General features: G+C 70.5%; 22 protein-coding genes. 5 read left to right on the top strand and 17 right to left on the bottom strand.

The window, feature by feature from the left end; translation table 11 throughout:
- Positions 1-5: 5 nt before the first annotated feature.
- Together ACYVO7_RS16730 and ilvD are read right to left on the bottom strand one after the other, a co-directional pair.
- Positions 6-833, bottom strand: coding sequence for a tetratricopeptide repeat protein (locus tag ACYVO7_RS16730; RefSeq protein ID WP_460450941.1), 828 nt, complete (start codon positions 831-833; stop codon positions 6-8).
- Positions 820-2,550 carry a dihydroxy-acid dehydratase gene (gene ilvD, locus ACYVO7_RS16725; protein WP_460450940.1) on the bottom strand — a complete coding sequence of 577 codons (1,731 nt, stop codon included), beginning with the start codon at positions 2,548-2,550 and terminating at the stop codon, positions 820-822. The genes ACYVO7_RS16730 and ilvD overlap by 14 nt, the downstream gene beginning before the upstream one ends.
- A 408-nt stretch (positions 2,551-2,958) precedes the next feature.
- Here ilvD and ACYVO7_RS16720 point away from each other — a divergent pair, with 408 nt between their 5' ends.
- A complete protein-coding gene (locus ACYVO7_RS16720) occupies positions 2,959-4,305 on the top strand; it encodes an Nramp family divalent metal transporter (protein WP_460450939.1) in 1,347 nt (448 codons plus the stop codon).
- A 9-nt stretch (positions 4,306-4,314) separates the two neighbouring features.
- Here the strand turns inward: ACYVO7_RS16720 and soxA are convergent, their stop codons facing one another.
- The 13 genes from soxA to ACYVO7_RS16655 all read right to left on the bottom strand — a co-directional run bounded on the left by soxA (position 4,315) and on the right by ACYVO7_RS16655 (position 16,516).
- The gene (gene soxA, locus ACYVO7_RS16715) at positions 4,315-5,109 is read right to left on the bottom strand and encodes a sulfur oxidation c-type cytochrome SoxA (RefSeq protein WP_460450938.1); all 795 of its coding nucleotides are present in this window, start codon (positions 5,107-5,109) and stop codon (positions 4,315-4,317) included.
- Positions 5,109-5,432: a thiosulfate oxidation carrier complex protein SoxZ gene (gene soxZ / locus ACYVO7_RS16710; RefSeq protein ID WP_460450937.1), complete on the bottom strand. Its 324-nt coding sequence runs from the start codon at positions 5,430-5,432 to the stop codon at positions 5,109-5,111. Before soxZ ends, soxA begins: the two co-directional genes overlap by 1 nt.
- Position 5,433: 1 nt before the next feature.
- Positions 5,434-5,901: a thiosulfate oxidation carrier protein SoxY gene (locus tag ACYVO7_RS16705; protein WP_460450936.1), complete on the bottom strand. Its 468-nt coding sequence runs from the start codon at positions 5,899-5,901 to the stop codon at positions 5,434-5,436.
- A gap of 9 nt (positions 5,902-5,910) precedes the next feature.
- Positions 5,911-6,324, bottom strand: coding sequence for a sulfur oxidation c-type cytochrome SoxX (gene soxX, locus ACYVO7_RS16700; protein ID WP_460450935.1), 414 nt, complete (start codon positions 6,322-6,324; stop codon positions 5,911-5,913).
- Positions 6,321-7,586, bottom strand: a complete 1,266-nt coding sequence (locus ACYVO7_RS16695; protein WP_460450934.1) for an FAD-dependent oxidoreductase — start codon at positions 7,584-7,586, stop codon at positions 6,321-6,323. The genes soxX and ACYVO7_RS16695 overlap by 4 nt, the downstream gene beginning before the upstream one ends.
- Before the next feature lie 7 nt (positions 7,587-7,593).
- Positions 7,594-7,887: a c-type cytochrome gene (locus ACYVO7_RS16690; RefSeq protein WP_460450933.1), complete on the bottom strand. Its 294-nt coding sequence runs from the start codon at positions 7,885-7,887 to the stop codon at positions 7,594-7,596.
- The gene (locus ACYVO7_RS16685; protein ID WP_460450932.1) at positions 7,884-10,061 is read right to left on the bottom strand and encodes a xanthine dehydrogenase family protein molybdopterin-binding subunit; all 2,178 of its coding nucleotides are present in this window, start codon (positions 10,059-10,061) and stop codon (positions 7,884-7,886) included. The genes ACYVO7_RS16690 and ACYVO7_RS16685 overlap by 4 nt, the downstream gene beginning before the upstream one ends.
- A 12-nt stretch (positions 10,062-10,073) precedes the next feature.
- The gene (locus ACYVO7_RS16680; RefSeq protein WP_460450931.1) at positions 10,074-10,529 is read right to left on the bottom strand and encodes a (2Fe-2S)-binding protein; all 456 of its coding nucleotides are present in this window, start codon (positions 10,527-10,529) and stop codon (positions 10,074-10,076) included.
- A gap of 133 nt (positions 10,530-10,662) precedes the next feature.
- Positions 10,663-11,235 carry a hypothetical protein gene (locus ACYVO7_RS16675; protein WP_460450930.1) on the bottom strand — a complete coding sequence of 191 codons (573 nt, stop codon included), beginning with the start codon at positions 11,233-11,235 and terminating at the stop codon, positions 10,663-10,665.
- A gap of 65 nt (positions 11,236-11,300) precedes the next feature.
- On the bottom strand, positions 11,301-12,920 hold the full coding sequence (locus ACYVO7_RS16670; RefSeq protein ID WP_460450929.1) for an ABC transporter ATP-binding protein: 1,620 nt from the start codon (positions 12,918-12,920) through the stop codon (positions 11,301-11,303).
- A 32-nt stretch (positions 12,921-12,952) separates the two neighbouring features.
- Positions 12,953-14,536: a gamma-glutamyltransferase family protein gene (locus ACYVO7_RS16665; protein ID WP_460450928.1), complete on the bottom strand. Its 1,584-nt coding sequence runs from the start codon at positions 14,534-14,536 to the stop codon at positions 12,953-12,955.
- Entirely contained in the window at positions 14,521-15,309 is a 789-nt protein-coding gene (locus ACYVO7_RS16660; RefSeq protein WP_460450927.1) for a glucosamine-6-phosphate deaminase, read from the bottom strand. Before ACYVO7_RS16660 ends, ACYVO7_RS16665 begins: the two co-directional genes overlap by 16 nt.
- 1 nt (position 15,310) lies before the next feature.
- On the bottom strand, positions 15,311-16,516 hold the full coding sequence (locus ACYVO7_RS16655) for an ROK family protein (RefSeq protein WP_460450926.1): 1,206 nt from the start codon (positions 16,514-16,516) through the stop codon (positions 15,311-15,313).
- A 222-nt stretch (positions 16,517-16,738) separates the two neighbouring features.
- Here ACYVO7_RS16655 and ACYVO7_RS16650 point away from each other — a divergent pair, with 222 nt between their 5' ends.
- The 4 genes from ACYVO7_RS16650 to ACYVO7_RS16635 are packed head-to-tail and all read left to right on the top strand — an operon-like array spanning position 16,739 to position 21,416.
- On the top strand, positions 16,739-18,247 hold the full coding sequence (locus tag ACYVO7_RS16650; protein WP_460450925.1) for an ABC transporter substrate-binding protein: 1,509 nt from the start codon (positions 16,739-16,741) through the stop codon (positions 18,245-18,247).
- A gap of 49 nt (positions 18,248-18,296) precedes the next feature.
- Positions 18,297-19,238: an ABC transporter permease gene (locus ACYVO7_RS16645; protein ID WP_460450924.1), complete on the top strand. Its 942-nt coding sequence runs from the start codon at positions 18,297-18,299 to the stop codon at positions 19,236-19,238.
- A 41-nt stretch (positions 19,239-19,279) separates the two neighbouring features.
- A complete protein-coding gene (locus tag ACYVO7_RS16640; protein WP_460451057.1) occupies positions 19,280-20,110 on the top strand; it encodes an ABC transporter permease in 831 nt (276 codons plus the stop codon).
- A 52-nt stretch (positions 20,111-20,162) separates the two neighbouring features.
- Complete coding sequence (locus ACYVO7_RS16635; protein ID WP_460450923.1) at positions 20,163-21,416, top strand: Gfo/Idh/MocA family protein; 1,254 nt, start codon at positions 20,163-20,165, stop codon at positions 21,414-21,416.
- Positions 21,417-21,424: 8 nt separating this feature from the next.
- On the opposite strand, the gene ACYVO7_RS16630 is transcribed toward ACYVO7_RS16635, so the two are convergent.
- Both ACYVO7_RS16630 and argH read right to left on the bottom strand, forming a co-directional pair.
- Complete coding sequence (locus tag ACYVO7_RS16630) at positions 21,425-22,489, bottom strand: ABC transporter ATP-binding protein (protein ID WP_460450922.1); 1,065 nt, start codon at positions 22,487-22,489, stop codon at positions 21,425-21,427.
- Complete coding sequence (argH, locus tag ACYVO7_RS16625) at positions 22,489-24,000, bottom strand: argininosuccinate lyase (protein WP_460450921.1); 1,512 nt, start codon at positions 23,998-24,000, stop codon at positions 22,489-22,491. Before argH ends, ACYVO7_RS16630 begins: the two co-directional genes overlap by 1 nt.
- Position 24,001 lies beyond the last annotated feature (1 nt).

The raw sequence follows: 24,001 nt of genomic DNA, 5'->3' as shown, positions 1-24,001 counted from the left end.
GGCTCTTAGGGCCGTCGGCGGATCTGCTGCTCGAGATACGCCATGGCGGCCTGCCGGTCCGTGTCGGCGGCTTCGGCGAAAGCCTTGTCGTGGAGTTCGAGGATCCACGCGTCATGCTCGGGGTTGGCGGCGTCGCGCGCGATGGTCAGCCACATCAGGCCGCGCGCCTTCTGGCGCGCTCCCGCCTCCCCGGCGAACAGCAGATGGCCGAGCAGGGCCTGGGCGGGCACGTGGCCCTTGTCGGCGGCCAGCGACAGCCACCGGATCGCCTGGCGCGGGTCCTTGGCGCCGCCCTGCCCGTCGATGTTCATCCGGGCCAGGTTGTACTGCGCGTCGGGGTCGCCGAAATACATCGCCGCATACTGGAACATGTCGCGGGCGCGGGCGCTGTTGGGCTTCACATAGGTGTTGGCGATGCCGTCCAGATAATAGGAGCCGAGCGCCACGAAGGCCGTCGCCACGACCCGGGCGTTGGCCGATTCGGGGCTCTCGTCGGCGTTCTCGTCCGCGATGCGGGAGAAATATTCGAAGGCCTTGAGGTCGTTCTGCGGGACGCCGTCGCCGTCCGCATACATGCGGCCGAGCTTCCAGCGCGCCAGGGCGTGGCCCTGCTGGGCGGCGTATTCCAGCGCCTTCACCGCGCCCGCCTTGTCGCCGGCGTTGTAGTCCTTCACGCCGGACTTGAGCGCGTCCCGGGTCGACTTGAACGCGTCGAGCGGAATCGCGGCCGTCACCTGTCCCTGGACCTTCGCGTCCAAGGCCCAGGCGGGCGCGCAGGCGAGCATGAAGCCCGCCGCCGCGAGGCCCGACCGCAGGGAGTTACTGATCCGCATAGCTATGCTTTTCGCCCTTGCCGCCCGGATGTGTGACCGCGCCATTCTTGGCGGACCCCACCGTCTGGGCGTATTTCCACAGCGCGCCCGAGCCGTAGTCCGTCTCGCGCGGCTTCCAGTCCTTTTTGCGGCGGGCGAGTTCCTCGTCGGAACAATCCACCGTGAGGGAGCCTTCGATGGCGTTCATCGATATGATGTCACCGTCCTGCAACAGTGCGATCGGGCCGCCGACCGCCGCCTCCGGCCCGACATGGCCGATGCAGAACCCGCGGGTGGCGCCCGAGAACCGGCCGTCGGTGATCAGGGCGACCTTGTCGCCCATCCCCTGGCCGTAGAGCGCGGCCGTCGTGGCCAGCATCTCGCGCATGCCCGGCCCGCCGCGCGGACCCTCGTAGCGGATGACCAGCACGTCGCCTTCCCGGTAGTCGCGGTTCTTCACCGCCGCGAAGCACTCTTCTTCGGTGTCGAAGCAGCGCGCCGGGCCGGAGAAGACCTGCCTCTCGGGCGGCATCCCGGCGACCTTCACGATCGCGCCCTCCGGGGCGAGGTTGCCGCGCAGGCCGACCACGCCGCCGGTCGCGGTGATGGGCCTGTCGGCGGGGAAGACGACGTCCTGGTCCGGGTTCCATTTCACCGAGGCCATGTTCTCGGCGATGGTCCGCCCGGTGACGGTCATGCAGTCGCCATGCAGGAAGCCGTGGTCGAGCAGCGTCTTCATCATCAGCGGGATGCCGCCGACCTCGAACATGTCCTTGGCGACGTAACGGCCGCCGGGCTTCAGATCGGCGATGTAGGGCGTGCGCTTGAAGATCTCGGCCACGTCGAACAGGTCGAAGTCGATGCCGCACTCATGCGCGATCGCGGGCAGGTGCAGCGCGCCGTTGGTGGAGCCGCCGGACGCCGCGACCACGGTGGCGGCGTTCTCCAGCGCCTTGCGGGTGACGATGTCGCGCGGGCGGATCTGCTTGGCGATCAGCTCCATGACCATCTCGCCGGCCGTCATGCAGAAGCTGTCGCGGATCTCGTAGGGCGCGGGCGCGCCCGCCGAATAGGGCAAGGCCAGGCCGATCGCCTCCGACACGGTCGCCATCGTGTTGGCGGTGAACTGCGCCCCGCAGGCGCCCGCCGACGGGCAGGCGTGCTCCTCGAGCTCCTCGAGGTCCTCGTCGGACATCGCGCCGACGGAATGCTTGCCGACCGCCTCGAACACGTCCTGCACGGTGACGGGCTGGCCCTTGAAGGTGCCGGGCAGGATGGAGCCGCCATAGATGAAGATGGAGGGCACGTTCAGGCGCACCATCGCCATCATCATGCCGGGCAGCGACTTGTCGCAGCCGGCCAGCCCGACCAGGGCGTCGTAGCAGTGGCCGCGCATGGTGAGCTCGACGGAATCGGCGATCACGTCGCGCGACACCAGCGAGGACTTCATGCCCTGGTGGCCCATGGCGATGCCGTCCGTCACCGTGATGGTGCAGAACTCGCGCGGCGTGCCGCCCGCGGCCGCGACGCCCTTCTTCACCGCCTGCGCCTGACGCATCAGCGAGATGTTGCAGGGGGCGGCCTCGTTCCAGCACGAGGCGACCCCGACGAAGGGCTGGTGGATCTGGTTCCGGGTCAGACCCATGGCGTAGTAGTAGGAGCGATGGGGCGCGCGTTCGGGCCCCTCGGTCACGTGCCGGCTCGGCAGTTTGGACTTGTCGACGACCCGCTCGTCCATGTTCAGACCCGCCTGCCCTTTTGGCCGGTGAAACACCGGTTGTGTGCCACGCGTATGAGCAACCAAGCAACTTCCTGAAATTAACCGTCCCGAACTTAACGGAGCCGGTTAACAGCCTCCAAGCTGCAAAAAACGATGGATTATCAGTCCATTGCAGGTCCATGCATTCTCGCTCGGTTTATGGCGGCTTCTTGGCGCATCTGCAGCGAGCCGATGGAGTCATCCGAATGCATTGTGACTGTGGCTGGGCCGCAACAAATGTGGCGCTGAAGCCCCACCTCGGGTTGCAGCCCGGCCTGAGATCGCAGCGGGAGGCGGGGCGGACCCGCGTCGGTTCATGCACTTGCAAATCATTTGCAACTAAACCATCCTTCTCACGTTGCCGCATAGGGAGCGAGGAAGCACACGATGGATCAACGCGTCCCGGGCCTGGAGACGGAGGGCGACTGGCGACTGGGCCGGGGCGAGGCGTCGCTGTCGGACGTCCACGCCAGCGTGTCGGTGCAGGCGGGCGGCTCCTACTGGCGCAGGCTCTTCGCCTTCATGGGACCGGGCTATCTGGTGGCCGTCGGCTACATGGATCCGGGCAACTGGGCCACGTCGCTGGCCGGCGGTTCGCGCTTCGGCTACGCGCTCCTCTTCGTGGCGCTGCTCTCCAACGTCATGGCCATCGTGCTGCAGGCGCTCGCCGCGCGCCTGGCCATCGGAGCGGGCCGCGACCTCGCGCAGGCCTGCCGGGACGCCTATCCGCGCCCCGTCGCCTGGGCGCTCTGGCTTCTGGCCGAACTGGCCATCGTGGCGACCGACCTCGCCGAAGTCATCGGCACGGCCATCGGGCTCAACCTGCTGTTCGGGATCCCGCTGGAGCTCGGCGTTCTCCTCACCTCGCTCGACGTCTTCCTGATCCTTTATCTGCAGCGCGTCGGCTTTCGCGTGGTCGAAGCCTTCATCATCGCGGTGCTGGCGATCATCGCGGCCTGTTTCGGCCTGCAGATCGTGATGGCTCATCCCGATTGGGGCGCGGTGGTGCGCGGCTTCGCTCCCACGACCGATCTCGTCACCAACCCGGACATGCTCTATCTGGCGCTCGGCATCATCGGCGCGACCGTGATGCCGCATAACCTGTATCTGCACTCCGGGATCGTGCAGACCCGGGCCTATGGGGCCAGCCTGCCGGAGAAGCGCGAGGCGCTGCTGTTCGCCACCATCGATTCGACGCTGGCGCTGATGTTCGCGCTCACCATCAACGCCTCCATCCTGATCCTGGCCGCCGCGGCGTTCCACGCCACGGGCCGGCATGAGGTCGCCGAGCTGGGCGAGGCCCATGCCCTGCTCAGCCCCCTGCTCGGAAACGCCCTCGCGCCCAGCCTCTTCGCCATCGCGCTCATCGGCTGCGGCCTGAACTCCACGGTCACGGCGACGCTGGCGGGGCAGATCGTGATGGAGGGCTTCCTGTCCATCCGACTGCCCCAGTGGCTGCGCCGCCTGGTCACGCGCGCCATCGCGATCGTGCCGGCCGCAGTGGTGACGATCTGGTACGGGGAGGCCGGGACCAGCAAGCTGCTGATCCTGTCGCAGGTCGTGCTCGGCCTGCAGCTTCCCTTCGCGGTGGTCCCGCTGGTGACGTTCACGGCCTCGCGCCGCAAGCTCGGCGCCCTCGTCGCTCCGCTCTGGCTGACCTTGAGCGCGGCGTTGATCGCCTTCGTGATCATCGCGCTCAACATGAAGCTGATCTACGACTTCGTGCTGGGCTGAGGCTGAGCCTCAGGGCCGCACGGCCGGCGTCTCCACCGGGAGGCCTCGGGCCCGTTCGGCCAGAAAGGCTTCGAGCGCGACGTATTCGGGCGCGCCGAACGGATAGGGCTCGGCCCGCATCCCGGTCAGGCAGTTGCGCAGGCGCCGCTGCAGCGAGCCGAGGTCCTGCCATTCGAGCCGGTACAGCGGATAGCCGGTGGGCGTCGCGGGAGGGATGACGCTGCCTCCGAGCCGCCCTCCCACATGCGCGTCATGGCAATCGGCGCATGACAGGTCGAGCTGGCCCTGTCGGCGCGCGTAGAGGTCCGCGCCCGCCTGACGGACGGGGGTGAGCCTCGCATCCTCCGGCGGGGAAACGGGAAGCCCGCGGGACTGACGCCCGATCAGCGTCGCCAGCGCGAGCAGCTCGCGCGACTCCAGCGCGAAGGCCGGCGCGTTCTGGCGATCGACGCGGCATAGATTGATCCGCGTCTGCAGGTCCACCGGCCTGCCGGCCGCCTCGCTCCAGGCGGGGTGGCGCGCCGAGACGCCCGTCATGGACGCAGGCTCGCCGTGGCACGCGGCGCAGGACCGCCCGGCCTCGCCCGCCGGCGCGCGCCACAACGCGTCGCCCTCCAGCGCCCAGAGCATGCCCGGATTGGCGGCGTCGTCGCGCTGCATGGCCTGGGTCTGCGGGCTCATGAAGCCGAAGCCCGAGCGTCGTCCCGGCTCGGCCGCCTGCTGGGCCGCGGACGGAAGCGTGGCGCAGACAACCGCGAGCAGTCCGGCGGCGGCGAGAAACGCGCCCCTTTCGGCGTTCGCCATCAGCCGTCCACGACCAGGGAGGCCGTCTCGACCTGCCCGCCGCCCTTGTCGTCGAACCACCGGAAGGTCAGGACGCCGCTGCGCTCCGCCCGCAGGGTGAAGCTGAGGAAGGGGTTGGCCGAGATCGCGGGCGCCAGGTCGGCGCTGAACACCTCCTCGCCCTCGAAGGTGCACAGGAAGCGGTGGATGATGTCGCGCGGCACGAGCGTTCCGTCCGGCCCGGTTCGGTAGCCCGTCTCCATCGGATGGGAGATCAGGGCCTTGATCTCGACGACCTCGCCCCGCTTGGCCCGGGCCGGGACGCTGACGAGCGCGCGCGCCATCTCAGTTCTCCACGCAGGCCGGGAGGGTCACGACCAGCTCGGCGCTCGCCATGCGGAACGAGCCGTCCGCCATGGCGGCCACCGCGGCGATGATCTGCGAGTCGCCCAGCCTGATGCGGGTCGACGCCGCCGCCCGGCCGGACAGGCCGGAGAACCGGAACACCGCGACATGGGGCTGCGGATTGCGCTCGTTGAACACCGCGATCGCCTTCACCATGTCGTCGTCCGCCATCGCGCTTTCGGCCCGGACGGTCAGCGGCACGGCGTTGCCGTTCTCCACCAGCGGCGGGATCTCCAGCACAAGGCCGCCGGACACGGTCGGGGCGCCGCCGGTGAAGGCCCGGATGGCCTCCTGCATGGCGGCGGGCGTCGCCCGCGTCGGCCGCGCCCACGCGCAGGCCGCGAGGCCGCAGGCGCCGGCGAGGACGCCGCGGCGGGTCAGGGTCGACGAGCGGGGCATGTCGGCCATGGTGGCTCCTCAGCGCAGCGTCGACAGAAAGGCGACCACGTCCTCGACCTCCTGCGCGGCCAGGATCGGCTTGCCCCGGTAAGGCGCCGCGACCCGGGCGAGCCCCTCCGTCCGGCGATAGGCCGGCATGATGCTGGCCGGGTCGAGGCGGCGGCTGTCGACGATGCGTAGGCGCAGCTGGGCAGGGTCGAGCCTCGCGCCGACCCCGCTGAGGTCCGGCGCCAGGTCGCCCTGCGACGGCTGCTCCGGGAAAGGGCCGGAATGGCAGAGCAGGCAGAGCCCCTTCCGCCGGTTCAGCACGATGGCCTTGCCGCGGGCGGGGTCGCCGGAGAGGCCGTCCAGCGGCGCGTCGATGCGGTCCGAGGCCGTTGCGGGCGCGCCGAGCGCCGCCCCCACGCATAGCGCTGCGAACGTGGCCCTCACCCGAAGACCTCGGCCGTGATGGTGCGGAACCACGCCTCCGCGTAGAGCGCCTCCTGCGCCCGCTGCGAGCGGGGCGCGTCGACGGGGCTCGTCCCGCCCGCGCCCTCCACATCGGCGAGCACGCCGTTCTGGGGACGATAGACGCCGGCGACCGAGACGCCGTAGTCCGGCGCTGCGAGGCTGTAGCAGGTGTTGATCAGCTTGGGCGGGGAAGGCTCGCCACCCTCCATGAGGGTCGCGATGGCGGCGGCGCAGACCTTCGCCTGCGCGTTGGCCGAAAAGGCCGATTTCGGCATGCCGCCCATCACGGCGGCGTCTCCGATCACATGGACGTGGGGGAGCAGCCGCGATTCGAAGGTGACGGGGTCGACCGGGCACCAGCCGGTCCGGTCCGCCGCGCCGGCTTCGCGGGCGATGCGGGCCGCCTGCTGGGGCGGGATGACGTTGGCGACGTCGACCTTATGGCGGCCGAAATCGGTGACCAGCATGCGCTCCGCCGCGACGACCTCGGTGACCGCGCCGCCGCCCGAGAGGCCCACCCACTCGATCAGGCCGGGATAGAGCTCCGCCCAGGCGTTCTGGAACAGCTTCTGTTTCGAGAACGCATCTTTTGCGTCCAATATCAGCAACTTGGAGCGAGGCTTTCGTGTCTTGAGGTAATGCGCGACGAGGCTGGCCCGCTCATAGGGGCCGGGCGGGCAGCGATAGGGATTGGCCGGCGCGGAGATGGCCACCACGCCGCCGTCCGGCATGGCTTCGAGCTGCTGGCGCAGGAGCAGCGTCTGCGGCCCCGCCTTCCAGGCGTGCGGCGCCAGCTCCGCCGCGGCCTCGTCATAGCCCCTGACGGCGTTGAAGCGCATGTCGACGCCAGGCGCCAGCACCAGCCGGTCATAGGCGAGACGCGTCCCGTCCTGCAGGACGGCCCTCCTGGCCGCGGCGTCCACAGCCTTGGCCGCCTGCGCGACCATGGTCACGCCCTCCCCGGCCACGCCGGCGCGGTCGAAGCGCTGGGCCTCCATCGGGCGCAGGCCCGCCACGACCGCGTTGCTCATCGGGCAGGCCCAGTAGGTCGGGTCCGGATCCAGCAGGGTCACGTCGAAGCCGGCCCGGGCGAGCTCCCTCGCGGCCGTCGCCCCGCCGAAGCCGCCGCCGACCACGACCATTCGCGCCCGGCCCTGCGCCAAGGCGGGCCGGGCCGTGGCCGTCGCCAGGCTCGCGGCCAGACCCGCCATCACGGTCCTGCGGTGGAGGGGCGCGGTCATGCGGGCGTCACGGCTTCTCGGCGATCCAGGCCGCCACGGCGCGGGTCTCCTCGTCGCTGAAGCCTCGCGCGATGCGGTCCATCACGGTCGCCGGAACCCGTCCCTCGCGGTAGTCCCGCATGGCGGCCACGATCTCGTCGGCCGACCGGCCCTGGAGCACGGGACCCGCCGATGCGCCCGGAGTCGCGCCGTGGCATCCCGAGCACGCCGCCGCTCCCGCCGGCGGGGGAGGCCCGGCCAGGGCCCCCTGCTGGCTCCAGGCGACCAGCGCCAGCGCCGCCCATCCGGCCCACGGCGTCATACCCGCCGCAGCTCCTCGGGCTTGATCGGCATGTCGCGCAGCCGCTTGCCGGTCGCCGCCGCGATCGCGTTGAGGACCGCGGGGGCCGCCACGAAGATCGTCGGCTCGCCGACGCCGCCCCAGAACCCGCCGGAGGGCGCGATCACCGACTCCACCTTGGGCATCTCGTCCATCCGGATCACCGGATAGGTGTCGAAGTTCTCCTGCTCGACCCGGCCGTCCTTGATGGTGATCTCCCCGTGCAGGGCGGCGCTGAGGCCGAAGGCGAAGGAGCCCTCGATCTGCGCCGCGATCTGCTGCGGGTTGACGGCGTGGCCGCAATCGGTCGCCGCCACGATGCGCAGCACCTTCACGGTCCCGTCCTTGTCCACCTTCACCTCGGCGCAGGCCGCCACGTAGCTGCCATAGCCCATGTGCTGCGACAGGCCGCGATGCACGCCTTCCGGGGCGGGCTTGCCCCAGTCGCCCTTCTCGGCGACCGCGTTCAGCACCGCGAGGTGCTTCGGGCTCTTGGCCAGCAGCGCGCGGCGGAACTCCAGCGGATCCTTTCCGGCCGCCAGCGCGAGCTCGTCCATGAAGCACTCCAGATAGAGCGCGTTCTGGTTGTTGTTCACGCCGCGCCAGAAGCCGGGCGGCACCGGCGGGTTGCGCATGGCGTGGTCGATCAGGAGGTTCGGAATCGCGTAGCCGAGGACGCCCTCCGTCCCGCTCGCATTGAGGCCCTGGAAGGTCGCCGGGTCCTTGCCGTTCTGCAGCCCCTGCGGGTTGAGGCCCGCCAGGATCGACTGCCCCGAAATGCGCATGTGCAGGCCCACCAGCGCCTCGGAGGCGTCGAGGGCGCCCGTCATCCTGCACATCGTCGTGGGGTGATAGCGCCCGTGGAGCATGTCCTCCTCGCGCGACCAGATGAGCTTCACCGGCGAGCCGGGAAGCTCCTTGGCGATCAGCACCGCCTGGCGCACGAAGTCGTGGCTGGAGGACCGACGTCCGAAGCCGCCGCCGAGATTGAGGCGGTGCACGTCGCACTGGCCGATGGGCAGGCCCGACGCCGCCGCGGCGGTGGCCAGCGCGGCCTCCGCGTTCTGGGTCGCGGTCCAGACCTCGCACCGCTCCGGCGTCCACAGCGCCGTGGCGTTCATCGGCTCCATGGTGGCGTGGTGCTGGTGCGGGAAGCTGTAGGTCGCCTCCACCACCTTTGCGGCCCCGGCGATGGCGGCCTTCGCGTCGCCCGCCTGGTTGCCCACGAAGGCCTGCTCGGCCGTGAGGCCCTCCTTGAGCATCGCCTTGATGTCGGCGGAGGAGAGCCTGGCGTTCGGGCCCTCGTCCCACACGATCGGCAGCGCCTCCAGGGCCGACTTCGCCCGCCACCAGGTGTCGGCCACGACCGCCACGCCGGTGTCGCCCACCGCGACCACCTTGCGGACGCCCTTCATGCCCATGACCTTGGCGGCGTCGAAGCTCTTCAGCTTGCCGCCGAAGATCGGGCAGTCGCGGATCGCGGCGTTCAGCATGCCGGGACGGTTCACGTCGATGCTGTAGACCTGCTTGCCGTTGAGCTTGTCGGCCGTGTCCAGCCGCTTCAGCGGCTTGCCGGCGATGGTCCAGTCCTTCGGGTCCTTGAGCGGGGGATCCTTGGGCGGCTCGAGCTTGGCGGCGGCCTCGGCGAGCTTGCCGTAGCTCAGGCTTCGGCCGGAAGCCTTGTGAAGCACCACGCCCTTCTGCGCCACGCATTCGGAGACGGGCGCGTTCCAGGCGTTGGCGGCCGCCTGAACCAGCATCATGCGGGCGGCCGCGCCGCCCTTGCGCACATAGTCCTGCGAGTCGCGGATGCCGCGGCTGCCGGCCGTCTGGAAGTTCCCCCAGACGCGGTTGCGGGCGAGGTTCTGCCCCGGGGTCGGGTATTCGGTGGTCACCTTGGACCAGTCGGCCTCCAACTCCTCGGCCACGAGCTGGGCGAGGCCGGTCAGGGTCCCCTGCCCCATCTCGACGCGGGCGATGCGGACCACGACGGAGTCGTCCGGCTTCACCACCACCCAGGCGTTGATCTCGGGCGCCTGCGCCTGCGCGAGAGCGTCGCCCGCAAAGGGAATGTGGAAACCGAGCGTCAGCCCGGAGGCCGCAGCCGCGGAGCCGGCCAGGAAGGTTCGGCGGGAGGGACGTGCGTGAGCGGTCATGGCGTGTCCCCGTCAGCCTGCGACGCCCGCGGCCTGCTTGATCGCGGCGCGGATGCGGTTGTAGGTGCCGCAGCGGCAGATGTTGGTCATCTCCGCGGCGATCTGCTCGTCGGTGGGCTTGGGAGTCGCGGCCAAGAGCGCCGCGGCGGCCATGATCTGGCCGGACTGGCAGTAGCCGCATTGCGGCACGTCCTGGTCCAGCCACGCCTTTTGCAAGGGATGCGACGCGTCCGGCGACAGCCCCTCGATGGTGACGACCTTCTGGTCGGCCTTCACCTCGCCGACCGGGAGGCTGCAGGAGCGCACCGCCACGCCGTCGATGTGGACCGTGCAGGCCCCGCAGGCCGCCACGCCGCACCCATATTTCTTCCCGGTCAGGCCGATCTGCTCGCGGATCACCCACAGGAGGGGGGTGTCCGGCTCCGCATCGACCTCTCTGACGCTCCCATTCACGGTGAGCCGCACCATCGGAGTTCCTCCCTCGCCGCGCCGTTCAGGCGTTCGTTCAACGCAATCTCGCTGAACGCGTTTAACGCCGCAAGCGAGGGCGCGACCGCTCCACGATGTTGTGAGCGGGCGGGACGAATGGCCGCGGCGTGCGCTACGCCCTGATCGCCGCGGCGATCAGCGTCGCCGACACGAGGGCCAGCCAGACGGACGCGACTCGCTGGATCGTCGTCAGTCCGGCGCCGCCGCCCTCGCCGCGTCGGGTCAGCGTCCCCGCCGCGCCCCAGGCGAGCCCCGCGCCCACCACCATGAGGCAGAAGAGCTCCAGCTTCAGGACGAAAGACGGGTCGCCAGGGGACGGGAGCAAGGCGAGGCCGAAGACGAGCGCTTTCGGGTTGAGCAGGGTCGTCACGTAAATCATGCGGCGCGACACCACGACAGGGTCGCGGGCCAGCCGACGACGCCAGAGCCTGAGGGCGACGCGCATCACCCAGGCCGCCGCGACGATCTTCAAGGCGGAAGCCAGGGCCGGCCATTGCTCGACCACGCTTCCGCCTAGGCAGACCAGGGGCAAGACCGCCGTGCAGTAGCCCGCCAGTTCAGCCGGAATCAGCCTCGCCGCCCGGCCCAATCCGCCCTGCGCTCCGGCGACCGTCATCAAGGCGTTAGTGGGTCCGGGCGCGACGAGCAGCGCGGCGACCGCCGAGACGAATGCAAGAAGCGACACCGCTGGGACCCCGGCCACGTTCGGAATCACGTAGCGGCGGCGTCCCCGTCAGGCATTGACGCAGATCAGTCGGGGACTCGGCGCAGGCGCTCGGGCAGGCGCGGGGCGGCGGCGAGGAGCTCGCGCGTGTAGGGGTGCTCCGGCGAGGCGAAGAGGTCGCGCGCGGGCCGCATCTCGATGATCTCGCCCCGGCGCATCACGGCGATGCGGTCGCAGATCTGGGCGGCGACATGAAGATCATGCGTGATGAAGAGCATGGACAGCCGGAGCCTCGTCTTCAGGTCCTGCAGCAGATCCAGGACCTGCTTCTGCACCGAGACGTCCAGCGCCGAGACGGGCTCGTCGGCCACGATCAGGTCCGGCCGCAGCGCCAGCGCCCTTGCGATGCCGATGCGCTGGCGCTGGCCGCCGGAGAACTCGTGCGGGAACCGGTCCGCGGCGCGCGGGTCGAGGCCCACCAGCGCCAGCAGCGCGCGCGCTTCCTCCAGCGCCACGGATTTCGGCGTTCCGCCCGCGATCGGACCATCGGCGATGCTCATCCCGATCCTGCGCCTGGGGTTCAGCGACGCGAACGGATCCTGGAACACCATTTGCACGCGTCGCCGCGCCTGCCGCAGGCGCGGTCCGCTGACGACCGACAGGTCGGCTCCGCCGACGCTGATCCGGCCTGAGTCCGGGTCCAGCACGCGCACCACCAGCCGGGCGACCGTGGACTTGCCGGACCCCGATTCGCCCACCAGGCCGAGCGTCTCGCCGCGGTGGATGACGAAGCTCACATCCTTGGCCGCATGGACGACCCGCACGTCGCCGAGAAGGCCCGAGCGGCTGGCGTAGGTCTTGGTCAGGCCAGCGACCTCGCAGACGAGTTGCGCCTCGGCGGGGGCGTGCGCCGCAGGATCGAGGGACGGGATGGCGTCGAGGAGCCCGCGCGTATATGGGTGGCGCGGCTGCGTCAGGACCTGGGCGGCCGAACCGCTCTCCACCACCCTCCCCTTCTCCAGCACCACGACCGCGTCGGCGATTTCCCGCACCACGCCGAAATCATGCGTGATGAACACCACGCCCATGCGCCGGCGACGCTGCAACTCGCGGATGAGCTTGAGGATCTGCGCCTGCGTGGTGACGTCGAGCGCCGTGGTCGGCTCGTCGGCGACGAGCAGGGCCGGCTCCAGCGCCAGGGCCATGGCGATCATCGCGCGCTGCCTCTGCCCGCCGGAGATCTCGTGCGGGTAGGCGCGCAGGATGCGGGCCGGGTCGGGCAGGCCCACCTCGCTCGCGAGGTCGAGCGCGCGCGCCCGCCGTTCCGCCGGCGCATGCAGCCCGTGCGCCTCGAAGGCCTCGGCGATCTGGTCGCCGATGCGCATCACCGGGTTCAGCGCCGTCATGGGCTCCTGGAAGATCATGGCGATCTCCCGTCCGCGGACGGAGCGCCACGCCTCCGCATCGAGCGCCAGGAGATCGCGCCCCGCGCAGCGCATGGCGCCGCCCACGGGGCGGATCGCCGCCGGCAGGAGGCCCATCAGGGCCTGGGCGCAGACCGACTTGCCCGATCCCGACTCGCCGACGAGGCAGAGGATCTCGCCTCGCCCGACTGAAAAGGACACGTCCTCGACCGCATGGAGGCGATCCGCGTCCTGCGGCAAGGCGAGCGTGAGGCCTTCGACGGACAGCAGGGGTTCGGTCACGCTGGCGCTTCTCCTTGGCTTGCAGCCGGGCCTCAGTAACCCAGCGCGACGCCGTCCTTGCGGTGGTCCGTGCCGCCGAGAAGCACGCCCCTGCGGTGGTCGATCTCAATGGCCTGGCACCCGCCCAGCGGCTCGTCGGCCCATGCGGTCGCGTGGCCCCGCCCGGCGAGATCGGCCCGAACGTCCTCCGCGATGGTCGGCTCCAGGGACAGCACCCCGTCGAAGCTGAAGGAGCGGGGCTGGTCCGACGCCTCCTGCGGATCCTCCCCGAAATCGACGATGCGCGAGAGGATGTGGGCGTGGCCGGCGGCCTGGTACTGGCCGCCCATGACGCCGTAGGACATGACGGCCTCGCCGTCGCGCATCAGCATCCCGGGGATGATCGTGTGCATCGGCCGCTTGCGCGGAGCGACGGCGTTGGGGTGTTTGGGGTCGAGGCTGAATCCCGCGCCCCGATTCTGCAGCAGCACTCCGGAGCGCGGCGCGTAGACGCCGCTGCCGAAGGCGAAGAACAGCGAGTTGATGAACGATACGGCGTTCCGATCGCGATCGACCACCGTCACATAGACGGTGTCGCGATGAGCCGGGCCGTCGAAGGCGCCGGCGTCGAGCGCCTTCTCCAGGGTGATGGGCGCGCGAAGGCGCGCCACGGATCGATCGGAGAGAATCTCGCCGACGTCCAGCGCATGGAAGGCCGGATCGGCCACCAGCCTGTCGCGCTGTCGATAGGCGGCCTTGGTGGCCTCGGCCAGCAGATGGATGCGGTCGGCTTCGCTCAGAGCCGGGCTGGCGAGATCGAAGCCCTCCAGGATGCGCGCGATCAGGAGCGCCGCAAGGCCCTGTCCGTTGGGCGGGCATTCCAAGAGCTCATGGCCCCGGTAGGCGGCTCCGATCGGCTCGCAATAGTCCGACGCCTGCGCGGCGAAGTCGTCCAGGGCGTGGAGGCCGCCCTTGGCGGCGAGCACGGAAGTCAGTTCCTGGGCCACCTCGCCCTCGTAGAAGGCGGATCGGCCCTCCCGGGCGATCCGGCGCAGCGTCGCCGCCAGGGCCGGATTGCGCATGCGGTCGCCGGCGACCGGGGCGCGCCCGCCGGGCAGAAACATGCGGGCGGCCTCCTCGTGGGCCCGCAGCCGGTCGGCGTAACGGGCCCAATCCAGCGCGACCCGCGGCGTGAGCACATAGCCGTCCTCGGCGGCCCGGATGGCCGGAGCGAACACTTCGTCCAGGCCCTTTCGTCCGTGGTCCCCCGAGAGCCGGAGCCAGGCGTCCACCGCGCCGGGGATCGTGACCGCATGGGCCGAGCCGTCCGGGATGGCGGTCATCCCGCGCTCGGCGAACCACCCGCATTCGGCCCGCAGCGGCGCCCTGCCCGATCCGTTCAGCGCGATGGGCCGTCCCCTGGCCGGCTTGAACAGGACGAAGCAGTCGCCCCCGATCCCCGTCATGTGCGGATCGATGACGCCCTGCAGCGCCACCGCCCCGATGGCGGCGTCGATGGCGTTGCCGCCCGCCTTCAGGATCTCGACGGCGGCGAGCGTGGCCGCCGGGTGGGACGTCGCGGCCATGCCGTTCTCGGCGATGGCCACGGATCGGCCGGGCTTCATGAAATCGCGCATCGTCTCCACCCTGTCGGATCGTCCTGGGCGCGCGCCGCATCGGCGCCCTGCAGCAGGCATGCGGCGTCGAGGTCGCATAGGATGGAGGCGTTGGGGTGGAGCCGCAGCGCCGAAGCGGGGCAGTCGGGCGTCACCGGCCCCTCCAGCGCGTCGCGCAGCGCGCCGGCCTTCGCGCGGCCGGTCGCCACCGCGAGGATCTCGCGGGCGTCCAGGATGGTCGCGATCCCGACCGTCACGGCCTGGCGCGGGACCGCCTCCTCGCCCCCGAAGGCGCTCGCGTTGGCGGCCCGGGTGGAGGGATCCAGCGTCACGACGCGCGTGCGCGAGCCGAAGCTGGAGCCCGGCTCGTTGAAGGCGATGTGCCCGTTGCGGCCGACGCCCAGGACCTGGAGGTCGATGCCTCGTTCCTGCCTGATCGCCGCGTCGTACCGGCCGGCGTCCTCCGCCGGGGCCGTCGGCGGAAAGCGCCGCGCCCGCGCGGGGACGTCGACATGGTCGAAGAAGTGCCGGTGCATAAAGTGCGCGAAGGCGGACGGGTGGTCCGGCGCCAGCCCGACATATTCGTCCAGGTTGAAGCAGGTCGCGCCCGAAAAGCTGGCGCCGCGCGCCGCGGCCGCGACGAGCCGCTCATAGACGGGGCGCATGGTGTCCCCGGTGGCCAGCCCGAGCGTGACGCGGGCGCGGGACGCGGCGAGCGACAGGATCCTGTCGGCGACGCGCTCGGCGACGGCCGCGGCGTCGGGCAGGATGGTCAAGGTGAGCGACCGGCGCATGTCAGGCCGCCGTGACCGCCGCAGCGGGCGCGTCCTCACGGGCCTGCTCCCCGGGCAGGCCGGTCAGGCCGAACACGGCGTCGTAGAGGGTGGACAGCGCCGTGCCGACCGCGCCCAGGAGGGCGGCGCGGCCGCCCAGCGGGCTCGCCTCGACCCGGAGCGGCTCCGTCATGAATCCCGCCAGCAGGGCGCGCACCCGCTCCACCAGCTCCGGGCGCGAGCCGATGCTGCCCCCCAGCACTACGAGCTCGGGGTCGAGCAGCGCGCGGACGGCCATGAGGGCCTGCGCCAGAAGGCGCGCCACCTCGTCGATGGTCGTCCGGGCGGCCGGATCTCCGTCCACGAGCCGGTCGAAGACCCCGCGCACGTCCTCGACGCCCTCGCCGCCCAGCCCGCGGAAGCGCTCCAGGATGGCGACGCTGCCGATGGCGGTCTCCAGAGTGCCGAGGCGGTAGCCGCGCGAGTCGAAGGGATCGCCTCCCAGCGGCAGATAGGCGATCTCCCCGGCAGCTCCGCGCGCGCCCCGGATGAGCTTGCCGTCGGCCATCAGGCCCATGCCGATGCCGGTCCCCAGGGCCACGAAGGCGAAAGTGGACGCGTCCCGGCAACACCCGCGCCAACGCTCCCCCACGGCCGCCAGATTGACGTCGTTCTCGACCGCGACCGCGAAGCCGAGCCGGTCTCGCAGCGCCTGGACGACGTCGATCCGGTCCAGGTTGGGGATGTTGGGCGCGATGTTGATGCGGCCGGACCCGGGCTGGAACACGCCGGGGCTGCCCATCGCGCCATAGCGGATCCGGCGGGGGTCCGCCCCCGCGCGGGACGCGGCGCGGCTGGTGAGGGCGGCGATCTGCTCCACCACGTGCTGGCCGCCCCGCTTGTCGGTGGCTTCGATCTCCTCCGCCGCGATGGCGCCGGCGAGGTCGGCCAGGGCCACATGCACCTTGGTGCCGCCGAGATCGACGCCGAGCACATAGGCCCGGCTCACGTCGAGCTCATAGGTCGTGGCGCTGCGGCCGACAAGGCCCTGCGTCTGGCCGCGCTCCCGCACCCAGCCATTCGCCTCCAGGTCGCGGACCACCTCGGACGCCGTCTGCTTGGACAGGCCGGTGACGCGCGCCAGCTCGGCCCGGGAGATCGGCCCGGCGCGCATCAGCGTCTCCATCACGGCGCGGACCGACATTTGGCGGGCCAGCGGTGTCGTCATCGCGTCTGTCATGCGAACCCAATTCGTCCAGGCTGCAGACAAACTGGATGCCATATAGTCGTGCTGTCAACCTTGGGCTTGTGGGTTGGCGGTCTTTTCGCACCTGCGAGGCATGCTGAATCGATCATTCGTCAGGCTCCTTTACAAACATCGCTATGCGTGCATCCATGACGCTTGAAGTCGAACGCCGTCACGAATGACGGCGACGAGAGGGAGTTTCTCATGCGCATGCGTCGGTCCCTGTTCGCCGCCATGGCGTTCGCGCCAGTCCTCGCCCTCTCGAGCGCCCATGCGACGACCCTTCGGGTCGGAATCCAGGACGATCCCGACGCGCTCGATCCGGCCACGAGCGGCACCTATATCGGCCGCTTCGTCTTCGCGGCGATGTGCGACAAGCTCGTCGACATCGGCCCGGATCTGGGCATCGTTCCCCAGCTCGCCGAGACGTGGACCTTCGCGGACGACCAGAAATCGGTCGTGTTCACGCTGCGCAAGGGCGTCGCCTTCCAGGACGGGACGCCCTTTGACGCCGCGGCGGTGAAGTTCAACATCGACCGCATGCTGACCATGAAGGACTCGCGCCGGAAGGCCGAACTGGCGGCCGTCGCCAGCGTGGACGTGCTGGGCCCCGACCAGGTCCGGCTCAACCTCAAGGAGCCCTTCGCGCCGCTCCTGTCGGTGCTCAGCGACCGCGCCGGCATGATGGTGTCGCCCGCCGCGGGCGCGAAGGAGGACTTCGCCGCCAAGCCGGTCTGCGTCGGCCCGTACAAGTTCGTCGAGCGCAAGTCGCGCGACCTCATCCGGCTGCAGAAGGACCCCGGATACTGGGACGCCGGGCGCTACGGCTATGACGAGATCGTCTACTCCTACATCCCCGATTCCACCGTGCGTCTCGCTCGCGTGCGGGCGGGCGACCTGGACATCGCCGAACGCATCGCGCCGACCGACCTCAAGACCGTGCGCGACGACAAGAACCTGAAGCTGCACAGCGCGCCCGGGCTGGCGGTCTCCCACCTGATGGTCAAGGTCGGCGAGCCCGAGAAGGCGAACTCCCCGTTGCAGAAGGACGCGCGCCTGCGCAAGGCCTTCGAGCTGTCGATCGACCGGAACGTCATCAACAAGGTGGCGTTCAACGGCGAATACACGGCCGACAACCAGATGATCCCGCCCTCGGACCCGTTCTACCCCAAGACCCACCCGGCGCCGGCGCGCGACGTGGCGGCGGCCAAGAAGCTGATGGCGGAAGCGGGGGCGACCAGCGTTCCGGTCGAGATCACGTTCGAAAACGCCCTCACGGACGCCCGCGTCGCCCAGATCGTCCAGTCCATGGCGAAGGAGGCGGGCTTCGACGTCAAGCTGCTGCCGCTCGAGACCGCGACCGCGATCCAGCGCTATCTGGCCGGCAATTTCGAGATGTATATCGGCAACTGGAGCGGCCGCGCCGATCCGGACCCGACGCTCTACTCCTTCTTCGCCTGCAATGGCGGCCAGAACGTCAACAAATACTGCAACAAGGAGCTCGAGGGCGTGCTGAACGCCGCGCGGGCGGAGGGCGACGTCGCCAAGCGCAAGCAGCTCTACGACAAGGCGACGGGCATCTACCTGGCCGACCTCCCGACCATCCCGATCTACCATCCCAACTGGTTCTTCGCCGCGCGGGCCAATGTCGACGGCGTCGTCGTCTACCCCGACGGGCTCTTGCGCCTGAAGGGCGTCAAGCCCGCCTCCTGACGCGCCCGGGGCGGCCCGCGCCGCCCCGACCTCGTTTCGCGGAGCCGTGATGTTGCGATTTCTCGCCGGCAGGGTCGCGGTGGCGGTCCCCACCCTGCTCCTCGTGTCGGTGCTGGTCTTCAGCCTGCAGAAGCTGCTGCCGGGCGACCCGGCCCTGGCGCTCGCCGGCGAGGACCGCAGCCCGGAGATCATCGCGTTCCTGCGGCACAAGTACCAGTTCGACCAGCCGCTGCCGGTCCAGTACTGGATCTGGCTGAAGGCCTTCGCGTCGGGCGATCTCGGGACCTCGGTGCGCACCGGACTTCCCATCGGCCGGATGGTGGCCGAGAAGCTGCCGGTCACCCTCGAACTGTCCATCCTGTCCATGATCATCGCCCTGGCGCTCGGCGTTCCGGCCGGGGTCGCGGCGGCGCTGAAGCGCGGCGGGATGGTCGACTACGTCGTCGGCGTGCTGGGCCTGGCCGGCCTGTCCATCCCGAGCTTCTGGTTCGGCATCATGCTGATCTTGCTGTTCTCGGTCACGCTCGGCCTGTTGCCGTCCGGCGGCTACGTCCCCTTCCTGGAGAGTCCGTGGGGGAACCTGAAGACGATGCTGCTGCCGAGCGTCGTTCTCGGGTCGGCGTCGGCGGCCATCATCATGCGCCACACGCGAAGCTCCATGCTGACCGTGCTGCGCCAGGACTTCGTGCGCACCGCCAGGGCGAAGGGCCTGCCCGAGCGCATCGTCGTGGTGAGGCACGCGCTGCGCAACGGACTGATCCCGGTGGTGACGCTGGCCACCCTGCAGCTGGGCCAGCTGCTCTCGGGCGCGGTCCTGACCGAGCAGGTCTTCGGCATCCCGGGCTTCGGCAAGATGATCGTCGACGGCGTGTTCGGCCGCGACTACGCCGTGGTGCAGGCGGTGGTGATGTGCGCGGCGGCGTTCTTCCTGCTGCTGAGCCTCTTGGCCGACCTCGCATATGCGGCCCTGAACCCGAGGATCCGCACATGAGCGCGCCGGACGTCGCCGCGCCGCTCGCGGGCCGCGGCTGGATGGGCCGCAAGACGGTCGCGGGCCGCCTCGTCCGCGAGCCGGCCGCCATCGTGGGCGGCTTCATCATCGTCGCCTTCGCGCTCGCGGCGCTGCTCGCGCCCTTCGTGGCGCCTTATGATCCAAACGCCTCCGACTGGATGGCCATCCGGCAGGCGCCGTCGGCGGCGCACTGGTTCGGCACCGACGATCTCGGCCGGGACGTGCTGTCGCGCGTCATCTACGGCGCGCGCGCGTCCCTGGCGGCGGGCTTCCTCTCCGTCGCCATCGCGCTCGTGGTCGGCCTGCCCTTCGGCATGCTGGCCGGCTATTTCGGCGGCGTCGTCGACGTCGTGATCTCGCGGCTGACCGACGCCCTGCTGGCCTGTCCCTTCCTGGTGCTGGCCATCGCGCTGGCCGCCTTTCTGGGTCCGAGCCTGCAGAACGCCATGATCGCCATCGGAGTCTCGGCGATGCCGGTCTTCGTGCGGCTCGCCCGCGGGCAGACGCTGGCCGTCCGGGAGGAGGACTACGTCAGCGCCGCGGTGTCGGTCGGGCTGTCGCACCCCAAGATCCTGACGGCCTACATCCTGCCCAACATCATGCCGCCGATCATCGTCCAGACGGCGCTCACGACCGCCATCGCGGTCCTGGCCGAGGCGAGCCTCGCCTTCCTGGGCCTGGGCCAGCTTCCGCCCGCCCCGTCCTGGGGGAGCATGCTCGACGCGGCGCGCCAGTTCCTGGTGGAGGCGCCCTGGATGGCGGTGTGGCCCGGAATGGCCATCGTCACCGTGGTGATCGCCTTCAACATGCTCGGCGACGCGTTGAACGACGCCCTGAACCCGCGCGAGTGACGCAGCCGCGCTCGGACGCCACGCCGGCCGGCGCCGCACAGAGGAGACGAGAGTGCCACGCGAACAGATCCCCACGCTCAGGATCGGATTCATCGGGGCCGGGTTCATGGCCAATTTCCACCTCGCCTCCCTGACGGGCGTGCGCAACGTGGAGGTCACCGGCGTCTACAGCCCCCGGCCCGGCCGGCGGGACGCGTTCGCCGCCAAGGCGCGCGAGCAGGAGCTCGGCCCCTGCGTCGCCTATGAGAGCATCGAGGCGATGCTGGCCTCGGGCCAGGTCGACGCGGTGTGGCTGGTCAATCCAAACCACGCCCGGATCGAGGCGATGACCGAGATCCACCGCCTCGTGAAGCAGGGCGCGACCGGGCTTCGCGCCGTCGCGTGCGAGAAGCCGCTGGCGCGGACGCTTCGGGAGGCCCGGCGCATGCTGGAGCTGGTCGAGGACTGCGGGCTGCTGCATGGCTATCTGGAGAACCAGCTGTTCTCCACCGCGGTGCTGCGGGGGCGCGACATCATCTGGCGGCGAGCCGTGCCGACGACGGGGCGCCCCTACATCGCCCGCGCCACCGAGGAGCACAGCGGCCCGCACGAGCCCTGGTTCTGGCAGGGAGAGCTGCAGGGCGGCGGCGTGCTCTCCGACATGATGTGCCATAGCGTCGAGGTCGCCCGCTTCATGCTCACCGCGCCTGGCGAGCGGCGCGACGCGCTGAAGCTCGTCTCGGCGAGCGCCACGGTGGCGAACCTGAAATGGACCCGGCCGGCCTATGCGGAGCGCCTGAGGGCCTCGATGGGCTCGGCGGTCGACTATGGCCGCCGCCCGGCGGAGGACTTCGCCCGCGGGCTGCTGACCCTGCAGGACGCCGACGGCCATGAGCTGATCATCGAGGCCACGACCTCCTGGGCCTATGTGGGCGCGGGCCTGCGCATCACGCTGGAGCTGCTGGGGCCCGAATACGCGATGGAGTTCAACTCGCTCGGCACGGGCCTGAAGGTCTTCATGTCGCGCGCCGTCACCGGCAGCGCCGGCGAAGACCTCGTCGAGAAGCAGAACGCCGAGCAGGGCCTCATGCCGGTGCTCGAGGACGAGGCCGGCGTCTACGGCTACACGCTGGAGAACCGCCACTTCGTCGAAGCCTTCCGCAAGGGCGAGGTCCCGATGGAGACCTTCTGCGACGGCGTCGAGGTCGTGCGCATGCTGATGGCGCTCTATCGCTCGGCGGAGCTGGGCCGCACGGTCCAATTCGACGACGAGGACCTGGAGGACTACGTCCCCGTCGTCGCGCGTCCTCCCGCGCCAGCCGGATAGGGAGCGCGCTACAGCGCGCGCTCGGTCTCCACGTCGAACAGCTTCAGCGCCGATGCTGGAGCGCCGAGCCGGACGGCGCCGCCCACCGCCGGCGGCGTCTTGGCCGACGCGGAGGCGAGGATGAGCTGATCGCCCATCTCCACATGCACGAAGGTCTCCGGGCCGAGGGGCTCCACGACGGCGACCAGCCCCGTCAGGACCAGGTCGGCGGGCTCGTCCGGCTGCAGGACGCGCAGCTCCTGCGGCCTCACGCCCAGCCAGACGCGCCCGGATCGAGGGAGCGTCTGGCGCGGGACCCGAACCTCTGCGTCGCGCAGCCGGACCGCGCCGTCGCGCAGCTCCGCCGCCATGATGTTCATGGTGGGGGAGCCGATGAAGCGCGCCGTGAAGACGTCGGCGGGATTCTCGTAGAGCTGCATCGGCTCGCCGATCTGCAGGATGCGGCCCTCGCGCATCACCACGATCCTGTCGGCCATCGTCATCGCCTCGACCTGGTCGTGCGTGACATACACGATCGTGGCGCCCAGGCGCTGGTGCAGCCGCTTGATCTCCAGCCGCATCTGGGATCGCAGCTGGGCGTCCAGGTTCGACAGCGGCTCGTCGAACAGGAACGCGGCCGGGTCGCGCACCATGGCGCGGCCGATGGCGACGCGCTGCCGCTGGCCGCCCGAGAGCGCCGAGGGGCGGCGCTCAAGCAGCGCCTCCAGTCCCAGGATGCGGCCGACCTCCTCGATCTTGGCGCGCTTCTCGGCCTTCGACAGCTTCGACGTGTAGAGGCCGAAGCCGATATTCTCGCCCACGCTCATATGCGGGTAGATCGCGTAGTTCTGGAACACCATGGCGATGTTCCGCTCCTTGGGCTCCAGCCGGTTGACGACGCGCCCGCCGATCCGGATCTCGCCGCCGTCGATCTCCTCGAGCCCCGCGATCATGCGCAGGGTGGTGGATTTTCCGCACCCCGAAGGGCCCACGAAGACGACGAACTCGCCGTCCCGGACGTCGATGTCGATGCCGTGCACGACCTGCACCGGCCCGTAGCGCTTGACGAGGCCTTCGATCGCGATGGCGGCCACTAGGCGGCTCCCTGCAGGGCGGCGAACGCCGCGTCCAACTCGCCCCGGGCCGCCCGCTCGCGCGCGGCGATCGCCCCGGCCTCCGCCGTCATGGCGTCGAGCCGCTCGCGGTAGCGGGCCAGCGCTGAGGCGAGCGCCCTGGGCCCCGGCCCGCCGAAGCGCTCGCGCACCGCCACGAAGCGCTCGGGCGACACGGCCTCGCCGAAGCCCTCGGCGGACAGCGCCGGGTCGCGGCCGGCGTGACGGCGGAACGCCGCCAGGAAGGGAGCGTAGCCGTCGCCAGGCAGGTCGCCGTCGGCGGCGACGACCTCGCGGGCGACCTCGGCTGCGATCTCATGCGCCTGGCGGAAGGAAAGCCCCTCGCCGCGCACCAGGCTGTCGGCCAGTTCGGTGATCGTGATGCAGGAGCGGCGGATGGTGTCGGCCACGCGGCGGTCGTCGACCTGCAGGCTGGGCAGCAGCGCCGCGAGCAGGTCGAGCACGCGCCCGCCGGTCTCGAAAGCCTGGTAGCCGGCCTCGTGGGTTTCGCCTTCCGCGTCGTTCATGTCCGTGAAGGGCGTGTTGTGGATCACGTCGCGGATCATCCGCGCCCTCCCCATCGTCTGCGACGCCAGATGGCGCAGGTGCTCGATCGGCACCGGGTTGCGCTTTTGCGGCATGATCGAGGAGATCTGGACGAAGGCGTTGGGGACGTAGATCTGCCCCACCTCGAAGGCGGTCCAGAACTGCAGGTCCTGGATGACCCGGCCGAGATGGAGGAAGACCAGCTCCAGCGCGCTGAACGTCGCCGTCACATAGTCGACCGCCGCGATGCACCCGTAGGAGTTCTCCAGCGGAGCCTGGAAACCGAGCAGGCGGGCGACGCGCGCGCGGTCGATCGGAAACCCGGAGGTGGTGATCGCCGCCGCGCCCATGGGTGAAAGGTCCAGCAGCTCCCGGGCCTGCATCAGGCGCTCATGGTCGCGCAGCATCACCTCGATGGCGGCGCCCAGGTAATGGCCGAGGGTGGACGGCTGTGCCGGCTGTCCATGCGTATAGGCCACGATGAGGGTGCGCGATTCCCGCTCGGCGAGGTCCAGCGCCGCCGCAGCGAGGCTCCGCAGCTGGGCCGCCAACCGGTCGACGCGCGGCTTCAACGCGAGCTTGAAAAGCGTATGGTCGATGTCGTTGCGCGAGCGGCCCGTATGCAGGCGGCCCGCCTCGTCGGGTCCGAGGCGCCCGCGCAGTTCGGCCTCGATGGCGAAGAAATAGTCCTCCACCTCGCCCGTATAGACCAGCGCCGCAGGGTCGAGCTGCGCGTCGATCTCGCTCAGGGCCCCGGCGATCCGGGCGGCCGCGTCGCGCGGCAGGATCCCGGTCTCCGCGAGCATGACCAGGTGGGCGCGGTCGATGGCGCGGAAACCCTCGACATGATGCGCCTTGGCGGCGTCGAAGAGCGGCCTCAGCACCGTTTCCTTGTAGACGGGGTCGGGAAAGACCGATCGGTCGTCGGCGCGCGGATCGCGGCTCATG

Source organism: Alsobacter sp. SYSU BS001988 (assembly GCF_054796215.1).
Note: the sequence above shows the minus strand (reverse complement) of the source record. Positions and strands in the feature narration are given on the sequence as shown.

Bases quoted from the DNA above. Each gene is read 5' to 3' on its own strand.
- soxZ (WP_460450937.1), bottom strand. From the start codon at position 5,432: ATGGCGCGCGCGCTCGTCAGCGTCCCGGCCCGGGCCAAGCGGGGCGAG.
- ACYVO7_RS16680 (WP_460450931.1), bottom strand. From the start codon at position 10,529: ATGGTGCGGCTCACCGTGAATGGGAGCGTCAGAGAGGTCGATGCGGAG.
- ACYVO7_RS16650 (WP_460450925.1), top strand. From the start codon at position 16,739: ATGCGCATGCGTCGGTCCCTGTTCGCCGCCATGGCGTTCGCGCCAGTC.
- ACYVO7_RS16665 (WP_460450928.1), bottom strand. From the start codon at position 14,536: ATGCGCGATTTCATGAAGCCCGGCCGATCCGTGGCCATCGCCGAGAAC.
- argH (WP_460450921.1), bottom strand. From the start codon at position 24,000: ATGAGCCGCGATCCGCGCGCCGACGACCGATCGGTCTTTCCCGACCCC.
- ilvD (WP_460450940.1), bottom strand. From the start codon at position 2,550: ATGGACGAGCGGGTCGTCGACAAGTCCAAACTGCCGAGCCGGCACGTG.
- ACYVO7_RS16705 (WP_460450936.1), bottom strand. From the start codon at position 5,901: ATGGCCGACATGCCCCGCTCGTCGACCCTGACCCGCCGCGGCGTCCTC.
- ACYVO7_RS16655 (WP_460450926.1), bottom strand. From the start codon at position 16,516: ATGACGACACCGCTGGCCCGCCAAATGTCGGTCCGCGCCGTGATGGAG.
- ACYVO7_RS16720 (WP_460450939.1), top strand. From the start codon at position 2,959: ATGGATCAACGCGTCCCGGGCCTGGAGACGGAGGGCGACTGGCGACTG.
- ACYVO7_RS16645 (WP_460450924.1), top strand. From the start codon at position 18,297: ATGTTGCGATTTCTCGCCGGCAGGGTCGCGGTGGCGGTCCCCACCCTG.
- ACYVO7_RS16690 (WP_460450933.1), bottom strand. From the start codon at position 7,887: ATGACGCCGTGGGCCGGATGGGCGGCGCTGGCGCTGGTCGCCTGGAGC.
- ACYVO7_RS16730 (WP_460450941.1), bottom strand. From the start codon at position 833: ATGCGGATCAGTAACTCCCTGCGGTCGGGCCTCGCGGCGGCGGGCTTC.
- soxA (WP_460450938.1), bottom strand. From the start codon at position 5,109: ATGGCGAACGCCGAAAGGGGCGCGTTTCTCGCCGCCGCCGGACTGCTC.
- ACYVO7_RS16685 (WP_460450932.1), bottom strand. From the start codon at position 10,061: ATGACCGCTCACGCACGTCCCTCCCGCCGAACCTTCCTGGCCGGCTCC.
- ACYVO7_RS16640 (WP_460451057.1), top strand. From the start codon at position 19,280: ATGGGCCGCAAGACGGTCGCGGGCCGCCTCGTCCGCGAGCCGGCCGCC.
- ACYVO7_RS16660 (WP_460450927.1), bottom strand. From the start codon at position 15,309: ATGCGCCGGTCGCTCACCTTGACCATCCTGCCCGACGCCGCGGCCGTC.
- ACYVO7_RS16695 (WP_460450934.1), bottom strand. From the start codon at position 7,586: ATGACCGCGCCCCTCCACCGCAGGACCGTGATGGCGGGTCTGGCCGCG.